The sequence below is a fragment of the Pandoraea sp. E26 genome (assembly GCF_000681415.1).
GTDB lineage: Bacteria > Pseudomonadota > Gammaproteobacteria > Burkholderiales > Burkholderiaceae > Pandoraea > Pandoraea pnomenusa.
Genome location: NZ_AYXJ01000008.1, coordinates 61,683 through 84,989 on the forward strand (window position 1 = coordinate 61,683; position 23,307 = coordinate 84,989).

General features: G+C 65.1%; 18 protein-coding genes. 9 read left to right on the forward strand and 9 right to left on the reverse strand.

Going from position 1 to position 23,307, the window contains the following annotated elements:
• Positions 1-30: 30 nt before the first annotated feature.
• Positions 31-1,098: a bile acid:sodium symporter family protein gene (locus W930_RS0105220; protein WP_023872074.1), complete on the forward strand. Its 1,068-nt coding sequence runs from the start codon at positions 31-33 to the stop codon at positions 1,096-1,098.
• 257 nt (positions 1,099-1,355) lie between these two features.
• Complete coding sequence (locus tag W930_RS0105225) at positions 1,356-2,849, forward strand: DEAD/DEAH box helicase (RefSeq protein WP_023872073.1); 1,494 nt, start codon at positions 1,356-1,358, stop codon at positions 2,847-2,849.
• A gap of 213 nt (positions 2,850-3,062) precedes the next feature.
• Here the strand turns inward: W930_RS0105225 and gluQRS are convergent, their stop codons facing one another.
• Complete coding sequence (gene gluQRS / locus W930_RS0105230; protein ID WP_051399286.1) at positions 3,063-4,001, reverse strand: tRNA glutamyl-Q(34) synthetase GluQRS; 939 nt, start codon at positions 3,999-4,001, stop codon at positions 3,063-3,065.
• Between the two features lie 116 nt (positions 4,002-4,117).
• Positions 4,118-5,011, reverse strand: a complete 894-nt coding sequence (locus W930_RS26165; RefSeq protein WP_023872071.1) for a sulfurtransferase — start codon at positions 5,009-5,011, stop codon at positions 4,118-4,120.
• A 346-nt stretch (positions 5,012-5,357) separates the two neighbouring features.
• Here W930_RS26165 and dnaE point away from each other — a divergent pair, with 346 nt between their 5' ends.
• Complete coding sequence (dnaE, locus tag W930_RS0105240; RefSeq protein ID WP_023872070.1) at positions 5,358-8,948, forward strand: DNA polymerase III subunit alpha; 3,591 nt, start codon at positions 5,358-5,360, stop codon at positions 8,946-8,948.
• Positions 8,949-9,042: 94 nt separating this feature from the next.
• Complete coding sequence (locus W930_RS0105245; protein ID WP_023872069.1) at positions 9,043-9,894, forward strand: glycosyltransferase family 2 protein; 852 nt, start codon at positions 9,043-9,045, stop codon at positions 9,892-9,894.
• 50 nt (positions 9,895-9,944) lie between these two features.
• On the opposite strand, the gene W930_RS0105250 is transcribed toward W930_RS0105245, so the two are convergent.
• Both W930_RS0105250 and recQ read right to left on the reverse strand, forming a co-directional pair.
• Entirely contained in the window at positions 9,945-10,742 is a 798-nt protein-coding gene (locus tag W930_RS0105250; protein ID WP_369798643.1) for a glycosyltransferase family 2 protein, read from the reverse strand.
• A gap of 78 nt (positions 10,743-10,820) precedes the next feature.
• Positions 10,821-12,629, reverse strand: coding sequence for a DNA helicase RecQ (gene recQ / locus W930_RS0105255; protein WP_023872067.1), 1,809 nt, complete (start codon positions 12,627-12,629; stop codon positions 10,821-10,823).
• Positions 12,630-12,792: 163 nt separating this feature from the next.
• On the opposite strand from recQ, the gene msbA reads away from it, so the two are divergent.
• The 5 genes from msbA to rfbC are packed head-to-tail and all read left to right on the forward strand — an operon-like array spanning position 12,793 to position 17,750.
• Complete coding sequence (gene msbA / locus W930_RS0105260; RefSeq protein ID WP_023594656.1) at positions 12,793-14,544, forward strand: lipid A export permease/ATP-binding protein MsbA; 1,752 nt, start codon at positions 12,793-12,795, stop codon at positions 14,542-14,544.
• A gap of 60 nt (positions 14,545-14,604) precedes the next feature.
• Positions 14,605-15,189: a peroxidase-related enzyme gene (locus W930_RS0105265; protein ID WP_023594657.1), complete on the forward strand. Its 585-nt coding sequence runs from the start codon at positions 14,605-14,607 to the stop codon at positions 15,187-15,189.
• 28 nt (positions 15,190-15,217) lie between these two features.
• Positions 15,218-16,282 carry a dTDP-glucose 4,6-dehydratase gene (gene rfbB, locus W930_RS0105270; RefSeq protein ID WP_023872065.1) on the forward strand — a complete coding sequence of 355 codons (1,065 nt, stop codon included), beginning with the start codon at positions 15,218-15,220 and terminating at the stop codon, positions 16,280-16,282.
• A 13-nt stretch (positions 16,283-16,295) separates the two neighbouring features.
• Positions 16,296-17,177, forward strand: coding sequence for a glucose-1-phosphate thymidylyltransferase RfbA (gene rfbA / locus W930_RS0105275; RefSeq protein WP_023872064.1), 882 nt, complete (start codon positions 16,296-16,298; stop codon positions 17,175-17,177).
• A gap of 24 nt (positions 17,178-17,201) precedes the next feature.
• A complete protein-coding gene (gene rfbC / locus W930_RS0105280; protein WP_023872063.1) occupies positions 17,202-17,750 on the forward strand; it encodes a dTDP-4-dehydrorhamnose 3,5-epimerase in 549 nt (182 codons plus the stop codon).
• 111 nt (positions 17,751-17,861) lie between these two features.
• Here the strand turns inward: rfbC and W930_RS26170 are convergent, their stop codons facing one another.
• The 5 genes from W930_RS26170 to W930_RS0105305 form a co-directional block, all read right to left on the reverse strand.
• Positions 17,862-19,121, reverse strand: a complete 1,260-nt coding sequence (locus tag W930_RS26170; protein WP_023594661.1) for a cation diffusion facilitator family transporter — start codon at positions 19,119-19,121, stop codon at positions 17,862-17,864.
• Positions 19,122-19,151: 30 nt separating this feature from the next.
• Complete coding sequence (gene rng, locus W930_RS0105290; protein WP_023872062.1) at positions 19,152-20,621, reverse strand: ribonuclease G; 1,470 nt, start codon at positions 20,619-20,621, stop codon at positions 19,152-19,154.
• 44 nt (positions 20,622-20,665) lie between these two features.
• Positions 20,666-21,265, reverse strand: coding sequence for a nucleoside triphosphate pyrophosphatase (locus tag W930_RS0105295; protein ID WP_023872061.1), 600 nt, complete (start codon positions 21,263-21,265; stop codon positions 20,666-20,668).
• A gap of 167 nt (positions 21,266-21,432) precedes the next feature.
• Positions 21,433-22,212: a glycerophosphodiester phosphodiesterase gene (gene ugpQ / locus W930_RS0105300; RefSeq protein ID WP_023872060.1), complete on the reverse strand. Its 780-nt coding sequence runs from the start codon at positions 22,210-22,212 to the stop codon at positions 21,433-21,435.
• The gene (locus W930_RS0105305) at positions 22,209-23,306 is read right to left on the reverse strand and encodes a sn-glycerol-3-phosphate import ATP-binding protein UgpC (protein ID WP_023594663.1); all 1,098 of its coding nucleotides are present in this window, start codon (positions 23,304-23,306) and stop codon (positions 22,209-22,211) included. Before W930_RS0105305 ends, ugpQ begins: the two co-directional genes overlap by 4 nt.
• Position 23,307: the final 1 nt, after the last annotated feature.

Consider the following 23,307-nt stretch of genomic DNA (forward strand, 5'->3'; position numbering starts at 1 on the left):
TTGTCTTTTCAGGCGTATTCGAGATCGACAATGGCCAGACCGCGTTTTCTTCCCGACAATTTCACGTTGATGCTGGTGGCGACCGTCGCGTTGGCCAGCTTTCTGCCGGCGCATGGCGAGGGCGGGGTGGCCTTCAATCTGCTGACCAACGTGGCGATTGCGGCCCTGTTCTTCCTGCACGGCGCGAAGCTCTCGCGTGAAGCCGTGCTCGCCGGCGCCACGCACTGGCGCCTGCACCTGCTGGTGTTTGCCAGCACGTTCGCCATCTTCCCGATCGTCGGTGTGGCGCTCAAGCCGGTGCTCTCCTGGATGGTGACACCTGAGCTATACCTCGGCGTGCTGTTCCTGTGCACGCTGCCGGCAACGGTGCAGTCGGCGATCGCGTTCACGTCCATCGCGCGCGGCAATGTGCCGGCGGCCGTGTGCAGTGCCTCGGCGTCGAGCCTGTTCGGCATTTTCATTACGCCGCTGCTGGTCGGGCTGGTCGTGGTTCATCACGACGGCAACACCGGCGCGTCGCCGTTCGACTCGATCGGCAACATCATGCTCCAGCTGCTCGTGCCGTTCATCGCGGGGCAACTCTCGCGCAAGGCGATCGGCAAATGGGTCGAACGCAATCGCGGGCTGCTCAAGTTCGTCGATCAGGGCTCGATTCTGCTGGTCGTGTACACCGCGTTCAGCGAGGCCGTGAACACGGGGCTTTGGCACCAGATTCCGCCGCTCGCGCTGCTGGGCCTGCTCGGCTGTTGCGCCGTGATCCTCGCGATCATGCTGGCGTTCACCACCTTCTCGGCGCGCTGGCTGGGCTTCTCGCGAGAAGACGAAATCACGATCGTGTTCTGCGGTTCGAAGAAAAGCCTCGCCAGCGGAATTCCGATGGCCAAGGTGCTGTTCGCGACCGGCCCGCTGGGCGCCATCGTGCTGCCGCTCATGCTGTTTCATCAGATGCAACTGATGGTGTGTGCCGTGTTGGCGCAGCGATACGCAAATCGCCAGCGTGCGGCGCAATCGTCGAAGACGCTCAAGGCCGGCGCCGCCAAGCCGGTCGCGCGCGACGCGAAATCCGACGGCAGCGCCAACGCCGGCGCGGGCCGCTGAGCGTCGTCGCGCCCGCGCCACGGCCCGGCAAGGGCCGTTGTCACACGTTGGTCGTGCGCAAGTGCTAGAATTGCGGTTGTTTCGCTTCTTGACGACCACCCCGGTCCGGCGGCGCCCGACGCATCTGTCCCCGACAGGCCCCTCTCGCGCCAGCCTTGAGCATGGCGCGCAGCGCCCCTTGAATCTTCGCGAGTGAGCTTTGATGCGGATCCTTCCGCGTGGCGGCCCCCGTTTTTTTAAAGAGATGTCCCATCATCATGGCTGATGTAAATGCTGTTCCGACCCCCGGCTTCGATAGCTTTGGGCTGCATGCGGACATCTTGCGGGCCATTGCCGAGCAGGGCTACACCCAGCCGACGCCGATCCAGGCGCAGGCCATCCCGGTGGTGCTGTCCGGTCGTGACGTCATGGGTGCCGCGCAGACGGGGACTGGCAAGACCGCGAGTTTCTCCCTGCCGATCATCCAGCGGCTGCTCCCTGACGCGAACACGAGTGCATCGCCCGCCCGCCATCCGGTGCGCGCGCTGATCCTCACGCCGACGCGCGAACTCGCCGATCAGGTGGCCGACAACGTGCGCTCGTACGCGGGGCACACGCCGCTGCGCAACACCGTGGTGTTCGGCGGCGTCGACATGAACCCGCAGAAGGACACATTGCGCCGCGGTGTGGAAATCCTGATCGCCACGCCGGGACGCCTGCTCGATCACGTCGAGCAAAAGACGGTCAACCTCAGCCAGGTCAAGATGCTCGTGCTCGACGAAGCCGACCGCATGCTCGACATGGGCTTCCTGCCGGACCTGCAACGCATTCTGAACCTGCTGCCCAAGCAGCGTCAGACGCTGCTGTTCTCGGCGACGTTCTCGAACGAGATCAAGAAGCTCGCATCGAGCTATCTCACGAATCCGGTCACGATCGAAGTGGCGCGTCGCAACGCGACGGCCGACAAGGTCGAGCAGACCGTCTATGAGGTCGACGAAGACGACAAGCGTGCCGCCGTGGTGCAGATCCTTGGCGAGCGCGACCTCAAGCAGGTCATCGTGTTCGTCAACAGCAAGATCGGCGCGAGCCGTCTGGCGCGTCAGCTCGAGCGCGATGGCATCGTGACGGCCGCCATTCACGGCGACAAGTCGCAAAACGAGCGCATGCTGGCACTCGAGGCCTTCAAGCAGGGCGGTATCCGCGCACTGGTCGCCACCGACGTGGCCGCACGCGGTCTCGATATTTCCGATCTGCCTGGGGTGATCAACTACGATCTGCCTTACAACGCCGAGGACTACGTGCACCGGATTGGCCGCACGGGCCGTGCGGGGGCGTCGGGCGAAGCGATTTCGCTGTGCGCGCCGGACGAGCGCAAGCAGCTCGTGGAAATCGAAAAGCTGATCAAGCGCGAGCTCAAGCGCGGCCAACTGACACTGGAGCGCCGCAGCCGTTCGCGCGACGACCGAGGCGATCGCTACGAGCGCAGCGACCGGGGCGAGCGCACTGAGCGCACCGAGCGCCACAGCCGTCATGAAGGCTTGCGTGTTGGCCGCAGTGGTGGCAGCGGCGCGCCGCGTCGTGTGCGCCCGGAGGACGAATTCTTCTACAAGCCGTACGAGCCGTCGCCGAGCGCATCGGACGCGCAACGCGACAGCAACCGTGCCGCACAAGAGGCCGGCGCTCCGACGGCATTCGGCGCGCTGCCGGAAAAGGCACCGAAGCGGCAGGTCGCCGCCCTGCTCGCGGGGTTCCCCCGCAAGGCAGGCAACTGAGGGCCTGGACGTCGTGTCGGATTGAGCCCCGTCTGCCGCCGATAACAATGAGCCAGCGCGAATGCGCTGGCTTTTTTGTTGGCGGAACGCTGGCGAGGGGGCGGTTACGGGCGGCCTGGTGACTGATCGGGCCGATCAGGCCGGTTCGCGATTGAATCGTCGGCGCCCGTCACGTTTGCTGGACAGCGTGGCGACCTGTTGTTCTTCCTGGGCCTATTGGCCCCATCGCTCCCGCCACGCCTGGGTCGCCGCGGCATAGAAGTCCTCGCGGTGCGATAACGTGGCGAGCGAGGGCGGCAGGCCGAGGTGTCGCGCGGCATCCCTGAGCGCTGCGAGCACGGCGTCCGGCGTGTCCAGCGCGAGCGGCGAGGCGCCATTCTGCTTGCTCAGCTTCTCGCCGTCGTCGGCCATCACTAGCGGTACGTGCAGGTAGCGTGGCGTGGGGGCATCGAGACAGGTCTGCAAATAAATCTGACGCGCCGTCGAATCCAGCAAGTCGGCGCCGCGTACGACATCGGTGATGTGCTGCGACTGATCGTCGACGACCACGGCCAACTGGTAAGCCCACTGACCGTCGGCGCGCTTGAGCACGAAGTCGCCGACTTCCGTGGCCAGATTCTGCGACTGCGCGCCCATCCAGCGGTCCTCGAAGTCGATGCGCGCGGCGTCGCCGTCGGGCACGCGCAGACGCCATGCGCGGGCCGTCCTGCCATGTAGGCCGTCGCGGCAGGTTCCCGGGTACGCGAGTGTGGTGTGACGCGCATGCACGCGCGTGAGCGAATCGGCGATTTCGCGGCGCGTGCAGCCGCATGGATAGATCCGTCCGCGGGCCGTGAGCGAGGCCAACGCGGCTTCATAGCGCGCATGGCGTTGGCTTTGCCAGACGATCGGCTCGTCCGAGTGCAGACCCAGACGTTCCAGGGTGCGTAGAATGTCGTCGGCCGCGCCGGGCACGCACCGCGGCTCGTCCAGATCCTCCATGCGCACCATCCAGATGCCGTCATGGGCGCGGGCATCGAGCCAACTGGCCAGCGCGGTGACGAGCGAGCCGCGATGCAGCGGCCCGGTTGGCGAGGGGGCAAAGCGGCCGCGGTATTGGCTGCGCGAGGATCGGCTGTGAGACGCTTCCGGCCCTTCGGGAGCGGCTTGCACATCCCCCACGTCGCAGGTCTCGCGCGCTTCACGCGCCGGATGCCCGTCGTTTCCCCGGGGCGCGGGGCCATCCGGTGAGCACGCGCCGTTCGCCGGCAAACGGTTCACCGATGCGCTCAGGCCGACGCCGCCAGCGACGCGGCGCGCTCGGCCGCCTGCGCCTGGGCATCGGCGCTCGTACGGGTGCCGGCGCACGCCGGACACTGTTCGCCTTCGATGTATTCGGCGCTGCGCTGCGCCTGTTCCGTGACGACGGCACGGCATGCGAAGCACTGTTTCGTCGTGGACGGGGCGAGCTCGGGCGTGAGCGCCGTGCGGTAGTCGAATACGAAGCAGTCGCCCTGATAGTGCGCGCCGCCCACGTCCTCGAAGTACTTGAGAATGCCGCCGTCGAGCTGGTAGGTGTGCTCCAGGCCGATGTCGCGCATGTAGATTGCGGCCTTCTCGCAGCGGATGCCGCCAGTGCAGAACGACACGATGGTCTTGCCCTCGAACTCGGCGCGATGCGCGGCGATCACGTCGGGGAATTCCGAGAATTTGGCGAGGCGATAATCGACGGCGTTCTCGAACGTGCCGACATCGACTTCGAAATCGTTGCGCGTATCGAGCATCACGACCGGACGGCCCTCGTCGTCCTGCCCGGCGTCGAGCCAGCGCTTGAGCGTGACGGGGTCGACGCCGGGGGCGCGACCGTCCGCCGGCTTGATGACCGGCATCTTCATCGTGATGATTTCTTTCTTGGGGCGCACGAGCATCCGCCGGAACGGCTGCGTGTCCGAGAGGCTTTCCTTGACCTCGAGATCGGCGAAGCGGGCGTCGGCCCGCAGGCCGGCGAGAAACGCATCGATGGCATTGCGCGCGCCGGCGAGAAACAGATTGATGCCTTCCGGCGCGAGGAGAATGGTGCCCTTCAGGTCGAGTGCCTGGCAGCGTTCGAGCAGGGTCGGACGCAGGGTCGCGATGTCGTCGAGCGTGACGAACTTGTACGCAGCGATATTGACGATGGACATGGCAACGGAATTCGCAGGATGCGTGAAACAATAAAGCGCCATTATCGCCGATTCGGTACACGTTCGTGCTTGATTCAGGGCAAATCGCCCCCGGGTGCCGTCGGCAAGCCGCCGGAGATCGGGACATGGCGCGTCGGCGCGCGTCGCGGGGTGGGGCGCGCTGTTATCGGTGGTCAGGACGCGGTGCGGCGACGAGACCTTGTTGCGCGACCCCCTGTTATTTTGGATAGCGCGCGCGCTCGGCGATTCCTTTATTCGCTCATGCGGCGCGTGGCAGTCCGTCACCCGGCAGACGCGGCGATTTCGGAATTCCGGAAGACGCTGAAGACGGGGAGGGCGCGTTACAATGTCGCCCATGTCAGAACCTCGCTTCGTCCACCTCCGCCTCCATTCCGAATACTCGATCGCCGATGGCATCGTGCGGCTCGATGATGTCGTCAAGGCCGCCGCCAAGGACGGTCAGGGCGCGCTTGCGCTCACCGACCTCGCGAACATGTTCGGCGCCATTCGTTTCTACAAGGGAGCCCGCGGCAAGGGCGTCAAGCCGATCATCGGCTGCGATGCCTGGATCACGAACCCGGCCGACCGCGACAAGCCCTCGCGGCTGCTGCTGCTTGCGCGCGACCGTGAAGGCTACCTGAACCTCTGCCAGTTGCTTTCCCGGGCATGGCTGGGCAACCAGTGGCGCGGGCGGGCGGAAATTGACGCGTCGTGGTTGCAGCCCGACGGTCTGGCGCGCGGTTTGCTGGCGTTGTCAGGCGCGCAGATGGGCGACGTCGGCATGGCGCTGGCGGCGGGCAATCCGGAATTGGCGCTGCAATGCGCCAGGCATTGGGCCGACGTATTCCCGGGCGCGTTCTATATCGAGTTGCAGCGCACGGGCCAGCCGGGCATGGAGGCGTACGTGCAGCAGGCCGTGCAGCTCGCGGCCAGGGCCGGGTTGCCGGTCGTGGCCACGCACCCGATCCAGTTCATGACGGCCGACGATTTCACGGCGCACGAAGCGCGCGTGTGTATTTCGGAAGGCGAGATGCTCGGCAATGCGCGCCGAGTACGGCGCTTCACGCAGGACCAGAGTTTCCGCACGCAGGACGACATGATCGCCGCGTTCGAAGACGTGCCGTCGGCGATCGCCAACACCGTCGAGATCGCCAAGCGCTGCAACCTCACGCTCGAACTGGGCAAGCCGAAGCTGCCGCTGTTCCCGACGCCCGACGGCATGTCGCTCGACGACTACCTCGTACAGTTGTCCAAGGAGGGGCTGGAGAAGCGTCTCGAGCTGCTTTTCCCCGACGAGGCCGAGCGCGACAAGCAGCGTCCCGATTACTACAAGCGGCTCGAATTCGAGACGGGCACCATCATCAAGATGGGCTTTCCCGGCTACTTCCTGATCGTGGCCGACTTCATTCAGTGGGCGAAGAACAACGGCGTGCCGGTGGGGCCGGGTCGCGGCTCCGGCGCGGGCTCGCTCGTTGCCTACGCGCTCGGCATTACCGACCTCGACCCGCTCAAATACAACCTGCTGTTCGAGCGCTTCCTCAACCCGGAACGCGTGTCGATGCCCGACTTCGACATCGACTTCTGCCAGGATGGGCGCGACCGGGTCATTCAGTACGTGAAAGAGAAGTACGGCGCCGACGCCGTTTCGCAGATCGCCACCTTCGGCTCGATGGCAGCCAAGGCCGCGGTACGCGACGTGGGTCGCGTGCTCGATCTTGGCTACAACTTCGTTGATGGCATCTCCAAGCTGATCCCGTTCAAGCCTGGCAAGCACGTCACCATCGACGATGCGCTCAAGGAAGAGCCGCAACTGGCCGAGCGCTATCAGACGGAAGATGAAGTCAAGCAACTGATCGAGCTGGCGCAGCGTGTCGAGGGGCTGACGCGAAACGTCGGCATGCACGCGGGCGGTGTGCTGATCGCCCCGGGCAAGCTGACCGACTTCTGCCCGCTCTACACGCAGGGCGGCGGCGAAGACGCCAGTGGGGTCGTGAGTCAGTACGACAAGGACGACGTGGAAGCGGTCGGCCTCGTGAAGTTCGACTTTCTGGGACTGACCACGCTCACGATCCTGAACTGGGCGGAGCGCTACATCAAGCGATTGCATCCGGAGATGAAGGACTGGTCGCTCGATCAGGTCTCGCTCACCGACCCGGCGGCGTTCAGCATTCTGAAAAAAGCCAATACGGTGGCGGTGTTCCAGCTGGAAAGCCGGGGCATGCAGGGCATGTTGAAGGATGCCCAGCCCGACCGCTTCGAAGACATCATCGCGCTCGTGGCGTTGTACCGTCCGGGCCCGATGGACCTGATTCCGAGCTTCTGTGCGCGAAAGCATGGCCGGGAAAAGGTGGAATACCCGGATCCGCGCGTCGAGCCGGTGCTTCAGGAGACCTACGGCATCATGGTCTATCAGGAGCAGGTGATGCAGATGGCGCAGATCATCGGCGGTTACTCGCTCGGCGGCGCCGACTTGCTGCGTCGTGCGATGGGCAAGAAGAAGGCCGAGGAGATGGCCGAGCACCGCGAGATCTTCGCCAAGGGGGCCGCCGCCAACGGCCTCACGCGTGAAAAGTCGGACGAAATCTTCGACTTGATGGAGAAGTTCGCGGGCTACGGCTTCAACAAGTCGCACGCCGCCGCCTACGCGCTGCTGGCGTATTACACTGCATGGCTCAAGGCACACCATCCTGCCGAATTCATGGCCGCCAACATGAGCTTGGCCATGGACGACACGGACAAGGTCAAGATTCTCTACGAGGACTGCCTGGCGAACGGTCTCGGTGTGTTGCCCCCCGACGTGAACGTCTCGGCCTACCGCTTCGAGCCGGCCGACGCGAAAACCGTGCGCTACGGTCTGGGCGCCATCAAGGGCAGTGGTCAGTCGGCCATCGAGGAAATCCTGCGGGCACGCGAAGGCAAGCCGTTTACCGATCTGTTCGACTTTTGCGCGCGCATCGACCGTCGCGTCGTGAACCGTCGCACCATCGAAGCGTTGATTCGCGCCGGGGCGTTCGACACGATTCACGAAAACCGGGCCCAGTTGATGGCATCGGTGCCGATGGCGATGGAGGCCGCGGAGCAGGCGAGCGCCGCGGCCAATCAGGTCAGCCTGTTCGATCTCGGCGACGAGAGCCTTCAGGCGCCGCTGGAGTTGGCCGACGAGCCGGCCTGGACCGACAAGCGCAAGCTGCAGGAAGAAAAGCAGGCACTCGGCTTCTATCTGTCGGGGCACATGTTCGACTCCTACGCGGAGGAAGTGCGGCGTTTCGTGCGCACGCGGATTCGCGACCTCACGGACGGCCGCGACAAGCTGGTCGCCGGCGTGATCTCCAGCATGCGCACGATGATGACCCAGCGCGGCAAGATGCTGATCGTGCAGCTCGATGACGGCACGTCCACGCTCGAAGTCACGATCTTCAACGAGCAGTTCGAGGCCAACAAGCATTTGTTCAAGGAAGACGAGTTGCTGATCGTCCAGGGCAATGCGCGGCCGGACAGCTTCACGGGCGGGCTGCGTTTCACCACCGAAAGCGTGATGGACCTCGGCCGTGCGCGTGCACGTTTTGCGCGGGCGCTCAAGTTGTCGTTCAACGGCAATGCCGACTGGACGCGCCTGCGCGCCACCCTCCAGCCGCATTGCACGATGTATCGCGTGGCCGCGACGGCCGGGGCGGGCGGTGGTGGCAGCGGCGGCTTCAATGGTGGCGGCGGGTTCAACGGCGGTGGCGGTGGTGGCTTTGGCCGGCGCAACGGTAGCGGCAACGGCGATGGTGACGGCGAAAAGCAGAACGGCCTGCCGGTGCACATCGTGTATCGCCGCCCGGACGCCGAATGCGAGTCGAGGCTGGGCGACGACTGGAAGGTGCAGCCGGGCGACGAGTTGCTCGGCGAACTTCGCCAGTGGCTCACGACCGACTCGGTGCAGATCATCTACTGACACGAGCGGTCCGGCGCCGGAATGCGCGCAGGATCGGCAGCGTTGTGCGGCGCCGCGTTGCGCCGCCGCCGAAAGACACAACAAGGAAACCCCGATGTTCTCGATCATCGTTCCGACGTGGAACAACCTGGCCCTGCTGCAACTTTGCGTGCGCAGTATTCGCCAGAACTCGCGCTACGCCCACCAGATCATCGTGCACGTGAACGATGGTTCCGATGGTTCGCTCGACTGGGTGCGTGCCGAGGGCCTCGAACATACCGCATCGCCCGACAACATCGGTATCTGCTACGCGGTGAACCAGGCGGCGGCGCTCGCGCGCGAGAAGTACATCGTCTATCTGAACGACGACATGTATTGTTGCCCCGGGTGGGATACCGCGCTGATCGAGCGGGCGCAAGCGATGCCGGACACCGCGTTCATGCTGTCGGGCACGATGATCGAGCCGGTGGACACGGGCAATCCGTGTGTGCTGGTACATGACTTCGGCCGAGAGGTCGACACGTTCGACGAAGCCGCGCTGCTTGCCGCCGTGCCGAACTACCGCAAGCCCGACTGGTTTGGCGCCACCTGGCCGCCGACCCTCGTGCATCGCGACTGGTGGTTCCTGGTGGGCGGATACAGCACCGAGCTGAGCCCGGGGATGAGCAGCGACAACGACTTCTCCATGAAGATGTGGGCCGCGGGCGCCCGGCGTTTCGTCGGCGTGGGCGCGAGCCTCGTGTATCACTTCCAGTGCAAGAGCACGGGCAAGGTTGTGAAGAACGACGGCCGCACCCAGTTTCTGCGCAAGTGGGGCATGACACAGTCGATCTTCGATCGCTACTACCTGCGTCGCGGCAAGCCGGTTCCGGCCGGCAATGACGGACGCCTGGCCGAGCCCGTCGAGGACGGGAAGTTGCGTTGGGAGCTTTTCCGTTCCCGCGTGAAGCGGGCGTTGGCCAGGTAACGCGCCGGCGCGGACGTGCAGGCCGCGACCGCCGTTCCGCCTGGGACGCGTCAGCTCTCCCCGCGTCGCAGCAGATCGTACTTCAGAAAGGCGCTGCGCGCGTTCATCCGTGCGATGGCGGCGCCGGTCGCGCCATCCAGGAAGCCTCGGCGCAGGAAGTAGGTGCGAACAAAGGCCCATCCACCATTGATCCACGGTTTGAGCGGCGAGACCCGCTTGCCACGCAATGCCATCTCCTTGGCGCCGGCGCGCGCGTAACGCTGGATCTTGTCCTCAACCTGACGCGCTTCCGTGTAGCTGTAGTGCAGCAGATGGTGCGACAGCGTGCCGATCGCACCGTCGACGATCACCCGTTCGTGGACGAGATTGTCGGAGAAGCGTCCGGCTTCGCGGCGGAATAGCCGCAGCACATGGTCGGGATACCAGCCGCAGTGCCGCACCCAGTGGCCCAGAAACTGCGACAGCCGGGGCATGCGGTAGCCGGCACGGGAGGTGTCGCCGAGCGCGGCCGCGATCTCGGTCGCCAACTCGGGCGTTACGCGTTCGTCGGCATCGAGTGAAAGGACCCACGGTTGCGTGGCGTACGACAAGGCCCGATTCTTCTGCGGGCCAAAACCCGGCCAATCAGGCGTGACATACACCTCGGCGCCGGCGGCGCGGGCGATGTCGGCGGTGCCGTCGGTGCTCGCGTTGTCCACCACGACGATCTGCGACGCAAACGATTGCACCGATGCGATGCACTCGGCGATGTTGTGGCGCTCATTGCGCGTGAGGATCGTCACCGTCAGTGGCAGGCGCTGCGCCGCAGCGGCACTCAACGGCGCAGCGGACAATGAGGTTTCGGTCATGAACGCTTACGAAATAGCAATATCGGGGCCGAGGCCCGGACGTGGTGTCGACGCCGGTCGGATCGACGCGTCGCGCGCCTAGGCATTGAGCAGCTCGACGAGGGCTTCGCCATAGCGCTCGATTTTCGCTTCGCCGAGACCGGTAATATCGGCCAGCCCTTCACGATGTCGCGGACGGCGCTGTGCGAGTTCGCGCAGGGTGCGGTCATGCAGGATAACGTAAGCCGGCACCTGCTGTGTCTTGGCCATGTCCTGCCGCCAGGCGCGCAGCGTTTCGAACAGTTTCTGATCGGCAACGTCGAGCTCGATTGCCGGCGCCGAGGCGTAACCGGCAAACCGCCCCTTCTTGCCCACGGCGGCGCGCTGACGTCGCAGCATCAGCGTCGTTTCTCCCTTGAGCACCGGCTTGGCCGCCGCGTTGAGCGTGAGCGCACCGTACTGGCTGCTGTCCGGCTCGATCAGGCCGTGGGCGATCAGTTGGCGGAAGACGGCGCGCCAACCCTGATCGTCGAGTTCACCGCCCACGCCGAATGTCGGCAGCGACTCATGACCGAACATGCGGATTTTGTCGGTACTGCGCCCGCGCAGCAGATCGATGAGGTGACCGGCGCCGAAACGCTGGCCCGTGCGGAGAATCGCCGAGAGGGCCTTTTGAGCGGCGACGGTCCCGTCGAAAACTTCGGGCGGGTTCAGGCAGACGTCGCAGTTGCCGCAAGGCTCGCTCGTCTCGCCGAAATATGACAACAGCACGGTGCGTCGGCAACGCGGCGCCTCGCAATAGCCAAGCAGGGCGTCGAGCTTTTGCCGCTCGATGCGCTTCTGCAGCTCGGGCGCATTCGACTCGTCGATGCGGCTGCGATGGACCACCACGTCGTTCAGCCCGTATGTCATCCAGACTTCGGCCGGCTCGCCGTCCCGTCCCGCGCGCCCCGTCTCCTGATAGTACGCTTCGAGACTCTTGGGCAGATCCAGATGCGCGACGAAGCGCACGTCCGGCTTGTCGATGCCCATGCCGAAGGCGACCGTGGCCGCCATGACCAGCCCTTCCTCGCGCAGGAACCGCTGCTGGTGCGTGCGTCGGACCTCGGCATCGAGCCCCGCGTGATACGGCAGGGCCGGAATACCCTGAGTCTCGAGCCAGGCTGCCGTCTCCTCCACTTTCTTGCGCGACAGACAGTAGACGATGCCGGCCTCGCCGCGATGCCGCCCGAGAAAGGCGAGCAACTGCTTGCGGGGATTGTCGCGATCGACGATCTCATACCGGATGTTCGGCCGATCGAAGCTGGAGACGAAAAGGCGCGCCTCGGTCAGTCCCAGGCGGGTCTGGATCTCGTCGCGCGTCGCGGCATCCGCAGTGGCGGTCAGCGCGATGCGCGGCACGCGCGGATAGCGTTCGTGCAGTGCGGAGAGCTGGATGTACTCCGGGCGGAAGTCGTGGCCCCATTGCGAGACGCAATGCGCTTCGTCGATGGCGAACAGCGCCAGTTGCCCGCGCTCGTCGAGCCGGTCGAGCAGATCGAGAAAGCGCTCGGTCAGCAGGCGCTCGGGCGCGACGTACAGCAGATCGAGCTCGCCGCGTGCGGCGCGGCGCTCGGTATCGAGCGCTTCGTCGAAGCCGAGGCTGGAATTCAGATAGGCGGCGCGCACCCCGGCTTGCAGCAACGCATCGACCTGATCCTGCATGAGTGCGATGAGCGGCGAGACGACGATGCCGATACCGGGGCGCAGCAGTGCCGGGATCTGATAGCACAGCGACTTGCCGCCGCCGGTGGGCATCAGGACGAGCGCATCGCCCCCGTCGGCCACATGGTCGACGATGGCGGCCTGATCGCCACGGAATGCGTTATAGCCGAATACGGTACGGAGGACTTCGAGTGCGCTTGCCATGGGCGGGAGTATACCGGTTCCCCCCGCACTGCGGCGCGCCAGACGACCCGGATCGCAGGCTCCGCGGCGAATTTTGCGGCGGCGTCCGAGTCTCGCTCGGACACGTCCCGGCGAGATCGGCCGGTACGTTAGAATAGCGGTTTTTCCGCCGTTCCCGACTTACATGAGCGCAACGCACAAGCCCACCGGCCCGATTCTTCGCCGTCTGCTGGGCTATCTCCAGCCCTATTGGCATATGGGCCTGCTGGCCGTTCTTGCCATGGCGCTCGTGGCGGGAACCGAAGCCGCCATCCCGGCCGTTCTCAAGCCGGTGCTCGACAAGGGCTTTTCGGGCGGCGACCCGTGGAAGCTGTGGTACGTGCCGGCCGCGGTCATCGGCCTGGCGGTCATCCGGGGGCTGGCGCAGTATTCGGCCAACTACATGCTCTCCTGGGTGTCGAACCGCGTGCTGCTCGACCTGCGCGTGCGGATGTTCGAGCGTCTGCTGCACGCCCCGGCGGCGTATTTCCAGCGCGAGACGACCAGCACGCTCATCAACGCCATCGTCTACGAAGTCAACCAGGTGCTCGGCGTGCTGACCACGGTGCTCATCACGCTGGTGCGCGACTCGCTCACCGTCGTCGGTCTGCTGGGCTATCTGTTCTATCTGAACTGGCGGCTCACGCTCGTGGTGGCCGTCATTCTGCCGCTCATCGGCTGGCTGGTCGGCAAGATCAACCGTCGTCTGCGCCGCCTGAACCGCGAGCAGCAGACGCTGACCAATGCGCTGTCGTACGTGGTCGAAGAGGCGGTGGGCGGCTACAAGGTCGTGAAGATCCACAACGGCGAAGCCTACGAAAAGTCGCGTTTCGACAAGATGACCGGCACGCTGCGCGGTTACGCCATGCGCGTGACTGTGTCGGGCGGGCTTGCCCAACCGGTCACGCAGGCGCTCGCGTCGCTCGCGCTGGCCATCGTCATCACAGTGGCGATGATCGAATCGTCATCGGGCGAGATGACCGTGGGTGGCTTCACCGCCTTCGTGACAGCGTTGCTGCTGGTGGTCTCGCCGCTCAAGCATCTGATGGACGTCAACCAGCCGCTGCAACGCGGTGTGACGGCCGCCGAGCTGATTTTCGACGTGATGGACGTGGAAGTCGAGCCCACGGGCGGCGATCGCCGGCTCGAGCGCGCCAAGGGGCGCGTGACGTTCGATCAGGTGAGCTTCAATTACGGTGCGGCCGAGCGTCCGACGCTCGACAGGATTTCGCTCGATGTCGCGCCCGGCGAGATGGTGGCGCTGGTGGGGCCGTCCGGCAGCGGCAAGACGACACTGGTCAATCTGGTGCCGCGCTTCTTCGATCCTACCGGCGGGCGCATTCTGCTCGACGATATTCCGCTCGACGAACTACGTCTGGCCGACCTGCGCAGCCAGATCGCGTTCGTGAGCCAGGACGTGGTGCTGTTCAACGACACCATCGCCGCGAACGTGGCCTACGGTCAGGAAATCGATCCGGAGCGCGTGCAGGCGGCGCTGCGGGCGGCCAATCTCGCCGATGCGGTCGCGGCCATGCCCGACGGCGTGCAGACGATGGTGGGCGACAATGGCATGCGCCTTTCGGGTGGCCAGCGTCAGCGCCTGGCGATTGCCCGCGCGATCTACAAGGACGCACCGATTCTGATCCTCGACGAAGCGACCTCCGCCCTCGACTCGGAGTCCGAGCGTCACGTGCAGGCGGCGCTCGAGGTACTGATGGAAGGGCGCACCACGCTGGTGATCGCGCACCGTCTGTCGACCATCGAGCGCGCCGATCGCATCGTGGTGCTGGAACATGGCCGCATCGTGGAGCAGGGCTCGCACAACGAACTGGTGGCGCATAATGGCCTTTACGCCCATTTGCACCGTATCCAGTACGCCCAGCAACAGGAAGCCTGAGGGCGTTCCTTGCGTCGCAGGCGCCAGGGACCTGCCCCGCCCGTCAATGAGGAGAACACGATGCGCCAACCACCGATCAGTCGCTTTCCCGTACCGGATCTCGCCGGGCTGCCGGCCGATATCCGGGCGCGCATCGACGAAGTGCAGGAAAAGGCGGGGTTCGTGCCCAATGTATTCCTGACGCTGGCGCATCGCCCCGACGAATTCCGGGCATTTTTCGCCTATCACGATGCCCTCATGCTCAAGGATGGCCATCTGAGCAAGGGCGAGCGCGAAATGATCGTGGTCGCAACCAGCGCGGCGAATCAGTGTCTGTATTGCGTGGTGGCGCATGGCGCGCTGGTGCGCATCTACGAGAAGCAGCCGTTGCTGGCCGACCAGGTGGCGGTCAACTATTTGAAGGCGGACCTCACGCCGCGCCAGAAGGCGATACTCGCGTATGCCATGAAGGTGTGCGAGCGCTCGCACGAAGTAAGCGACGACGATTACGCCACGCTGCGTGCGCACGGTCTTGACGACGAGGACATTTGGGACATCGCCGCGATCACGGCTTTCTTCGGGATGTCCAACCGTCTGGCCAATGCGATTTCGATGCGCCCGAACGACGAATTCTTCCTGATGGGGCGCGTGCCGCGCAGCCGCTGACCCGACTTCCCAACCCATTTCGACACTTATGATCTTTGTGACAGGCGGCGCTGGCTTTATTGGCGCGAACTTCGTTCTGGACTGGCTCTCGCAACACGACGAGCCCGTCGTTACCATCGACAAGCTGACCTACGCCGGCAATCTGGCGAATCTGGCAAGTCTGGAACATGATTCCCGCCACCACTTCGCGCAGGTCGATATTTGCGATCGCGTGGCGCTTGATCGCTTGTATGCCGAGCATCGTCCGCGCGCGGTGCTGCATTTCGCCGCCGAGAGCCACGTTGATCGCTCGATCCACGGCCCGGGCGATTTCGTGCAGACGAACATTGTCGGCACGTTCACGATGCTCGAAGCCGCGCGTGCCTACTGGGGCTCGCTCGCGGGCGAAGCGCGCGACGCCTTTCGTTTCCTGCATGTGTCGACCGACGAAGTCTACGGTTCGCTGAGCCCGACCGATCCGGCCTTCACCGAAACGACGCCGTACGCACCCAACAGTCCGTACTCGGCCTCGAAGGCCGGCTCCGATCATCTGGTGCGCGCGTACCACCACACCTACGGCCTGCCGGTGCTCACGACCAACTGCTCGAACAACTACGGCCCTTACCAGTTCCCCGAGAAGCTGATTCCGCTGGTGATCGCGAATGCCGTCGCGGGCAAACCCCTGCCGATCTACGGCGACGGCAGCAACGTGCGCGACTGGTTGTACGTCGGCGATCATTGCTCGGCGATTCGCGAAGTGCTCGCCAGGGGAGCGCCGGGCGAGGTGTACAACGTGGGGGGCTGGAACGAGCAGAACAATCTATCGGTGGTGAACCATCTGTGCAAGTTGCTCGACGAACTGTCTCCGCGCGCCGATGGCAAGTCGTACACCGACCAGATCACGTTCGTCACCGACCGCCCTGGCCATGATCGCCGCTACGCCATCGATGCGCGCAAGCTCGAGCGCGAACTGGGTTGGCGCCCGGCCGAGACCTTCGAGACTGGCATGCGCAAGACGGTTCAGTGGTACCTCGCCAATGGCGAGTGGGTGCGCCAGGTGCAATCGGGCGAATATCAGCGCTGGATCGAGACGCACTACCGTGGGAACGACTGAGGCACGTATGGGCATTCAACGCAAAGGCATCATTCTGGCCGGAGGCTCGGGCACGCGCCTGTACCCCGCCACGCTGGCCGTCTCCAAGCAACTGCTGCCGGTGTACGACAAGCCGATGATCTATTACCCGCTCACCACGCTGATGCTGGCGGGGATTCGCGACGTATTGGTCATCTCGACGCCGCAGGACACGCCGCGGTTCGAGCAATTGCTCGGCGATGGCAGCCAGTGGGGGCTGAACCTGCAATATGCCGTGCAGCCGTCGCCGGACGGCCTGGCGCAGGCGTTCCTCATCGGGGCGGACTTCATCGGCCGCGACCCTTGTGCACTGGTGCTTGGCGACAACCTGTTCTACGGGCACGACTTCGCGGGATTGCTGTCCGCGGCCAACGCACAGCAGGAAGGTGCGTCCGTATTTGCGTATCCGGTGCACGATCCCGAGCGCTATGGCGTGGTGACGTTCGACGAGGCCGGCAAGGCGATCGAGCTGGTCGAGAAGCCCAAGGAGCCGAAGTCGCGTTACGCCGTCACGGGGCTTTACTTTTGCGATAACGACGTGATCGACATCGCGCGCGCCATCAAACCGTCCGCGCGAGGTGAGCTGGAGATTACCGACGTCAACAACGAGTACCTGCGCCGCGGCAAGCTCAATGTGCAGATCATGGGGCGGGGTTACGCATGGCTCGACACCGGCACGCACGAATCGATGCTGGAGGCCAGTACCTTCATTCAGACCATTGAAAGCCGTCAGGGTCTCAAGGTCGCCTGTCCGGAAGAGATCGCCTATCGACGTGGGTGGATCTCGGCGTCGGATATCGAAACGCTGGCGCAGCCGCTCGCGAAGACCGGCTACGGCCAGTATCTGCTGGCGATGTTGCGAGAGCGCGTTTTCTGACCGCCCTCACCTTTAGGTCTTTTTATGCAACTGATTGCTACCGCCATTCCCGACGTCAAGGTCGTCGAGCCGAAAGTGTTCGGCGATACCCGTGGCTATTTCTTCGAGAGCTTCAACCAGCGCAACTTCGACACCGCGCTGGGCGAGACGCTCACGTTCGTGCAGGACAACCAGTCGCGGTCGGCGCGCGGCGTGCTGCGCGGGTTGCACTATCAGGTGCAGCAGCCGCAAGGCAAGCTCGTGCGCGTGCTTCAGGGGGAGATCTACGACGTGGCCGTCGACATCCGCGAAGGCTCGCCGACCTTCGGCAAGTGGGTCGCCGAAGTGCTGAGCGCCGAGAACAAGAAGCAGCTGTGGATTCCCGCGGGGTTTGCCCATGGATTCGTCGTGACGTCGGAGACGGCCGAGGTGCTGTACAAGACGACCGACTATTGGGCGCCGCAATTCGAGCGTTGCATCCGCTGGGACGATCCGACGCTGGCGATTCCCTGGCCGCTGGCGGGCATCACGCCGCTCGTCTCCGACAAGGACCGACAGGGCATGCTGTTCGCGGACTACCGGCACGAAGGTTGATGTCGCGACGGGGCGTCGCTTGCCCCGTCAGGTCCTGGTGTCCGATCCGCATCGGCCGCCGTGGTGCTCGCGTCAACCGACCGAGAGCCCGGCGGCCGATTCATTTTTTGGCTACGGAGTGGCGCCGGGGGTGTCGGCGCCGGCGTCTGCCGCCATTGCCGACGTCTCGCCCGTCACCCGAAGTACGCGGACGTGACGCAGCCCGAGCGGGGCGAAGTGCGCGGCGAGTGCGTCGGCGACCGTCTGCGACGCCCGTTCCATGGCGCCATCGGTCGGCTCGGCAGAGTATGCGGGCGGCGCCGGTTCAGGTTGGGTTTCGACGGTCACGTCGGCCTCCAGCCTGTTGTTCAGATAGTGCAGATTGACGTCGCGCAGGGCCAGGCCATTGGCCCGGCACAGGACTTCGGCCGCGCCCACGACCACGGCGCGCGCCGGCCACTCCTGCAAGGCGGTGCCCTTGGCGTCGCTCTCCGGATCGACGTGCACGAGCACGTCGAGAATCTGCGGCTCGCGCATGACGGCGGCGCGAGCCTGTTCGGCGATGTAGTGCCCTTCGGATACCGACAGCCGGGCGTCGACGAGCACGTGCACATCGACGACAATCTCGTCGCCCATGCGTCGCGTGCGCAGCATGTCGAGCGCACGCACGCCGGGTGTAGCGAGCAGACGTTCGCGAATCGTGATGGTGGTGGCGTCATCCACGCCGCGGTCGATGAGATCCTGCAAGGCGTTCCAGCCGAACTTCCAGCCGGTGCGCCCGATCATCAGCCCCACGAGAGCGGCCGCGAGCGGGTCGAGAATGCGATAGCCGGCAAGGTTGCCAAGGATGCCGCACGCGACCACGAGCGACGACAGGGCGTCGGAGCGGGCGTGCCAGGCGTTGGCGACGAGCATTGCCGAGCGCACGCGCTGGGCTGCGCGCAGCATGTAACGAAACAGGCCTTCCTTGCTCACCAGCACGAACACCGCGACCAGCAGGGCAATCATGTGGACTTCCGGAATTTCCTCCGGATGCAGTAAACGCTCGATGCCCCGCCACAACATGCCGGCGCCCACGGCGAGCAGGATCGCGCCGAGAAACAGCGAGGCCGCGTTTTCGTAGCGGCTGTGTCCGTACGGGTGATCGGCGTCCGGCGCGCGCGCGCTGCCACGGGCGGCGGCGAGCACCACGAAATCGGACACGATGTCCGACAGCGAGTGAATCCCGTCGGCGATCAGCGCCTGCGAGCGCGCGAAAATGCCCACGACGATCTGCGCCGCCGTGAGCACCACATTGACCCAGATGCTCACCCAGGTCGAGTGACGTGCAACCGCGTGCTTGTCGAGCGCCTCGCTCGATGCCGCAAGATTGTCGTAGTTCGTGTAAGGCATGGCGTCGGCGCGAACGAGGGATAAGACCCGTTACATCAGAATGATGTCGTACTGCTCCTGGTGGAACGTCGATTCCACTTGCAGGGAGATGGGCTTGCCGATGAAGTCGATGAGCATCGCCAGATGCTGCGACTCCTCTTCGAGGAACAGGTCGACGACTTCCTGCGAGGCGATCAGACGAAACTCGCGCGGGTTGAACTGGCGCGATTCGCGCAGGATTTCGCGCAGGATGTCATAGCACAGCGTACGTGGCGTTTTCACCTGGCCCTTGCCCTGGCACACCGCACATGGCTCGCACAGCACGTGGGCGAGCGATTCTCGCGTGCGCTTGCGCGTCATCTCGACCAGCCCCAATTGCGAGAAGCCATTCACGGTGATGCGGGTGCGGTCCCGGGCGAGCGCCTTCTTCAGCTCGGCAAGCACCGAGTCGCGATGCTCGGCACTTTCCATGTCGATGAAGTCGATGATGATGATCCCGCCCAGGTTGCGCAGCCGCAACTGGCGCGCAATCATCAGCGCCGCTTCGAGGTTCGTCTTGAAGATCGTGTCGTCGAAGTTGCGCGCGCCGACGTAGCCGCCGGTGTTCACATCGATGGTCGTCATCGCTTCGGTCTGATCGATCATCAGGTACCCGCCGGACTTCAGGTCGACGCGACGCGACAGCGCCCGCTCGATCTCCGTCTCCACGTTGTACAGGTCGAACAGCGGACGCTCCCCGGTGTAGTGCGTCAGCTTGCCGAGCACCGCCGGGGTGTAGGTGGCGGCGAATTCGGCCAGCTTCTGAAACGTCTCGCGCGAGTCGACGAGAATCTTGCCCGTTTCCTCGTGGACGAAATCGCGCAGTACACGCTGCGCCAGGTTCAGGTCCTGGTAGAGCAGCGCCGGCGCGGGCACGCGCGTGCTCTGTTCTCCGATGGTCTGCCACGACTTGCGCAGGTAGGCGATGTCGTTGGCCAGCTCGGCGTCGGCCGCGTCTTCGGCGATCGTGCGCACGATGAAGCCGCCTTTCTCGTCGGCGGGCACCAGCGCCTGGATCTTGCTGCGCAACGCTTCGCGCTCGGCTTCGCTCTCGATACGTTGCGAGATGCCGATGTGCGGCTCCTGCGGCAGGTAGACGAGCGTGCGCCCGGCGATGCTGATCTGCGTCGAGAGGCGAGCGCCCTTGGTGCCGATCGGATCCTTGATGACCTGCACCATGAGCGTCTGGCCCTCGAAAACCGTTTTTTCGATGGGCGGCTGGGGGTGCGGCGTGGACGTATCGTTGTTCGTGCGCGGGTGCCAGATATCGGCCACGTGCAGGAAGGCGGCGCGCTCGAGCCCGATATCGATGAACGCCGATTGCATGCCCGGCAGTACGCGCACGACCTTGCCCAGATAGATGTTGCCGACCAGCCCTCGCGAGAGCGTACGCTCGATGTGCAGTTCCTGCACCGCGCCGAGCTGCATGAGCGCCACACGGGTTTCCTGTGGCGTGATGTTGACCAGAATGTCTTCGTTCATAAGGTGTCGACCGGACTCGAATGGCTTGGCAAATGCAGTACGCGTCAGAAGTCGACGCCCGCCTGGCGCAACAGCGCGGCGGTCTCACACAGCGGCAGTCCCATGATGCCGGAGTAGCTGCCGTCGATTCGCATGACGAATTCCGCGGCCTTGCCCTGGATGCCGTAGGCGCCTGCCTTGCCTTTCGGTTCGCCCGACGCGACGTAGCGCTCGATTTCCTCGCGACGCAACGGTCGGAACCAGACATGCGAGATGTTCAGGGCCTGGTGAATCTGCCCGTGCGCGAACACCGCCACGGCGGTCAGTACGCGATGACGCGTGCCGGACAGGCGGGCGAGCACGGCACGCGCGTCGGCGTCGTCGAAGGGTTTGCCGAGGATGGTGCCGTCGAGGCAGACCGTCGTGTCGGCGCTCAGAATGGGCGCGGCGGGCAGGCCGGCGCGGGCCAGGCGCGCCACGCCGGCTTCGGCCTTGGCGCGCGTGACGCGCTGCACGTAATCGTCGGGCGGCTCGCCAGGCAGTACGGCTTCAAGCGCTTCGGCGTCTTCGTCGGCCCCGGGCAGCAGCAGTTCGTAGCGAACACCGAGCTGGTGCAGCAGCTCCTGACGGCGGGGACTTTGCGACGCGAGATAGATGTACGGCATGGCGGCTTGGCTTGAATTCGTCCAGCCCGGCACACGAATTCGTTTCGATTCGCAATGGTGTGCCGGGCCGCTGGATGGGCTGGGCGAGGGAACGCCCTATTATGCCGCCTTGCGCCCACGCCCGCCAGCGTGGGGCGGGGGACGCACGAGGGCATTTCTCAGGGCGTTCAGGCGCCTTCGAGGAAGTCGGCGCCGATCAGGTCGATGCGGTCGGTGCAGATGGCGTCGACCCCCCAGGCGGCCAACTCGCGTGCCAGCCCCGGGTCGTTGACCGTGTAGACGAGCATGTGCAGCCCGGCCGCCTTGATTTGCGCGACCCTGGGGCCGTCCAGATGTCGATGGCTGGCGTGCAGGGAGACGGTCGCGAGTCGGCGGGCGTCATCGCGCCAGTGTTCGGGAATCGCCTCGTAGAGCATGCCGCGCGGCAATTCGGGCACGGCCGCAGCCGCGGCTTCGAGTGCTTCATACGAAAACGACGACAGCAGCGGCATCTGCGCCTGTCCGTCCCACAGTGCCCGAACGGCTTCGGCGACGCGCTTGCCGGTGTGAGCCTCCCGGCCCGGGCTCGGCTTGATCTCGACGTTCGCGGCGAGTCCCAGCGTCAGACACCGTTTCGCGACCTGCTCGAGGGTGGGCATCGTCTGTCCGGCGAACCGGGCGTCGAACCAACTGCCCGCATCGAGCTTCTCGATCTCGGCATACGTCATGCGCGCGGCGTCGCCATGGCCGTTGCTGGTCCGGTCGACGGTGTCGTCATGCAGCAGGAACACCACGTCGTCGGCCGAGAGCTTGGCATCGAACTCCACCATGCGCAGGCCGAGCGAGGCGCCCATGTCGAACGCCGCCAGCGTGTTCTCAGGGGCCAGCTTACCGCCGCCGCGGTGCGACACAATGCGCGGATAGGGCCAGTGGGGCCACAAATGCGAGGAGAGGGGCGCGTCGCTCATGCTTCGACTCGCTTGCCCGTGGCCGGATCGAACAGATGCAGCGCCTTGGCGGAGATGGCCAGCGGCACGACCGAGCCTGCCGCCGGGCGCAGTTCGTGCGGCAGGCGTACGGTCACGCTCTGATCGCCCCAGCGGCCATGCACGAGGTTGTCGGCGCCGAGCAGTTCGAGCTGGTCGACCTTGATGCTGGTCTGTGCGGCGAAGGCGCCCAGCCCGTTTTGCTGTTCGGCGGGAATCAGGTGCTCGGGACGCACGCCGAGCACGAGTTCGCGGTTGGCGTGCGCGAGGCTCGTGGGCGGCAGGCGCAGCGACGGGCCGCCACCGTCGACCTGGAAGGTGCGGCCTTCCGAGTCGATGCGCCCCTTGAGCAGGTTCATCGCGGGCGAGCCCATGAAGCCGGCCACGAAGAGCGAGGCGGGGCGCTCGTAGACTTCCGTGGGCGTGCCGATCTGCTCGGCGTAGCCCTTGTTCATGACGATCACGCGATCGGCGAGCGTCATGGCTTCGACCTGATCGTGCGTGACGTACAGGCTGGTGGTTTTCAGGCGGGCATGCAGGCGCTGGATTTCAAGACGCATCTGCACGCGCAGTTTGGCGTCGAGGTTCGAGAGCGGCTCGTCGAACAGGAACACGGCCGGTTCGCGCACGATGGCGCGCCCCATCGCCACACGCTGGCGCTGACCGCCCGAGAGTTCGCGCGGCTTGCGCGCAAGCAGCGGTTCGAGCTCGAGAATGCGGGCCGCGGCGAGCACACGCTCGTCGATGGTCTTCTTGTCGATGCCGCGAATCTTCAGGCCGTACGACATGTTCTGGCGCACGTCCATATGCGGATAGAGCGCGTAGTTCTGGAACACCATCGCAATGTTGCGATCCTTCGGCTCGAGCTGATTGACGACCTGCGAGCCGATCAGGATGCTGCCCTCGCTCACCGATTCCAGTCCGGCGACCATGCGCAGCAGCGTGGATTTGCCGCAACCCGACGGGCCGACGATGACCACGAACTCGCCGTCCTCGATGTCGATATCGACCCCGTGCAGGACGTAGTTCTTCTGGTCGTAGGTTTTCTTGACGCTATGGAGTTTGAGATTTGCCATG